Below are 2,202 nucleotides of genomic sequence, written 5' to 3'. Positions count from 1 at the left end.
TCGGCATCTTGGCAAGGACTCGTCGCCTCGTCCGCTACCGCCTACGCGAAGACCAAGGTGCGGCGGAATACTAGCGCTTCAACCACATTTGTCGAGTCTGTTCGTGCTGTGGAGGATGGTCAAAAAATTAGGTGGTCAAAAAATGTTGGGGACGAACGAGTGGTTCCTTCGCGGTGACTCCATTTTTTGACCAATCCATTTTTTGACCCCCTGCCCGTCTGCCCAACCTCCGTCCGCATGCGGACAGGGACAATTCTAAGAAAGTGCTTGTCGGGTGGATGGATAGATGGGCGAGAATGGTGGGTGGCACCAATTCGAATTCCCTTCGGGATACTCGGTTCCCAGCCTTCAATCGACAGGCCGGGAAAATTCCGGCGTCCCCTACGCTGCCTGCTCGCTTCGTTGGATCCGGGTCACATGCAGTAGATACAAATGCTCCGTCGTTTCCCCGCCATCGGTGGTGACGTAGAGCCAGTGTTTGGTCAGCAGTGCGGTTTCGGGGTGTTTGACCGTGACGTGCGTCCCGTCGCTCATCACAACGGTAAACGGAACGAATGGCTGCGCGGTCAACATCTTCTTCAGTTCCGCTTGCATGTCTTTCTCGCCAGTCGCTCGCCTCGGGACGTGTGATTACCGTCTTCTCAGATTATAGCTTAAGGCACGCGCACTGGGACGGCGCCACCTCATCGACGCTCTGTCGGCTTGCCCCAGTCACCCTCCCGCACACGGGAGGGTTGCTTCTTCACTTGATGCCGTTGACGCGGCTGCTACTTACTTGGCTGCGGCGAAGCGTTCGGCGACCGCGTCCCAATCGACGACGTTCCAGAACGCGCTGATGTAGTCGGGACGGCGGTTTTGGTAGTTCAGGTAGTAGGCGTGCTCCCAAACGTCCAAGCCCAGGATCGGCGTGCCGCTGATCCCGGCGATGTCGGTGCCCATCAGCGGGTTGTCTTGGTTGGCGGTGCTGCCGACCTTGAGTGTTCCGCCTTCGACGTACAACCAGGCCCAACCGCTGCCGAAGCGGGTGGCTGCGGCGTTGTTGAACTGTTCCTTCATCGCATCCAGGCTGCCGAAGGTGGAATCGATCGCCGCGGCCAGGTCGCCGCTGGGGCTGCCGCCTTTGCCGGGGCCCATGACGGTCCAGAACAGCGAGTGGTTGGCGTGTCCGCCGCCGTTGTTACGCACCGCGCCGCGTTTGTCGGCGGGCACGCTGGCCAGATCCGAGATCAGGTCTTCGATCGACTTGGACTCCAGGTCCGTCCCTTCGATCGCCGCGTTGACCTTGGTCACGTAGGCGTTGTGGTGCTTGCCGTGGTGGATCTCCATCGTCTTGGCGTCGATGTGGGGTTCCAGGGCATCCAGAGCGTAGGGGAGTTCGGGTAGTGAGTAAGCCATTGCGAGCTTTCTCCGAGTAGAGGGTGGTTTGTTCAGTGATTCGTCTCGCGTTGATTTCATCCCACACTTGGGGGCGAGACCTCTGTCCAAAACGATAACGACCGTGGCAACCGTGCGCAAGAGGGTCGCCACGGTCGGCGGCGCGCGTCCGTGTTTACAGTTGGGCTTCGATCGCTTTGACCAACTCAGCGTCGCTGGGCTTGGTGCGTGGGGCGAAGCGGTGGATCAAGTTGCCTTCGCGATCGATCAGGAATTTTTCAAAGTTCCAGCTGACGTTTCCTTTCCCGGCCGGTTTGACGTCCTTGCTGGTCAGGTACTTGTACAGCGGTGTGGCGTCGTCGCCGTTGACATTGATCTTGCTGAACATGGGGAAGGACACGTTGTAGCGTGAGTTGCAGAACTGCTTGATTTCTGCCTCGGTGCCGGGCTCTTGGCTGCCGAATTGGTTGCACGGGAACCCGAGGACGACGAAGCCTTTTTCTTTGTACTTGCCGTACAGCTCTTCCAGGCCCGCATATTGAGGCGTCAAGCCACACTGGCTGGCGGTGTTGACGATCAGGACGACGTTTCCTTCGTAGTCTTCCAGGTCGACTTGCTTGCCGTCGATGTCCTTCATCTTGAAATCGAGGGCGCATTCGTGGTCGTGTTTGTGTTCGCCGCTGGCGGCTTCGTCAGCTTGGGACATGGCGGTCAGGGCTCCGAGGCAGAGGACGGCAGAGAGGATCAGTCGCATGGGGAACTCGCGTTGGGGGTGGGGTGGGAAACTGGAAGGATTGTTACAGATTGAGTGGAAAGTCAAGGTGTTGG

At 58.8% G+C, this 2,202-nt stretch carries 3 protein-coding genes; all 3 read right to left on the bottom strand.

Annotated elements, in window-relative coordinates; all coding sequences use genetic code 11:
• Nucleotides 1-381: 381 nt before the first annotated feature.
• Complete coding sequence (locus ABX749_RS30430) at nucleotides 382-594, bottom strand: hypothetical protein (RefSeq protein WP_372899342.1); 213 nt, start codon at nucleotides 592-594, stop codon at nucleotides 382-384.
• 177 nt (nucleotides 595-771) lie between these two features.
• Complete coding sequence (locus ABX749_RS30425) at nucleotides 772-1,395, bottom strand: superoxide dismutase (protein ID WP_145219583.1); 624 nt, start codon at nucleotides 1,393-1,395, stop codon at nucleotides 772-774.
• Between the two features lie 154 nt (nucleotides 1,396-1,549).
• Nucleotides 1,550-2,080 carry a glutathione peroxidase gene (locus ABX749_RS30420; protein WP_372899343.1) on the bottom strand — a complete coding sequence of 177 codons (531 nt, stop codon included), beginning with the start codon at nucleotides 2,078-2,080 and terminating at the stop codon, nucleotides 1,550-1,552.
• Nucleotides 2,081-2,202 lie beyond the last annotated feature (122 nt).

It is taken from the genome of Stieleria sp. (assembly GCF_041595215.1).
GTDB lineage: Bacteria > Planctomycetota > Planctomycetia > Pirellulales > Pirellulaceae > Stieleria > Stieleria magnilauensis.
The sequence above is the reverse complement of the archived record's forward strand: the minus strand, read 5'-3'. Positions and strand labels throughout refer to the sequence as shown.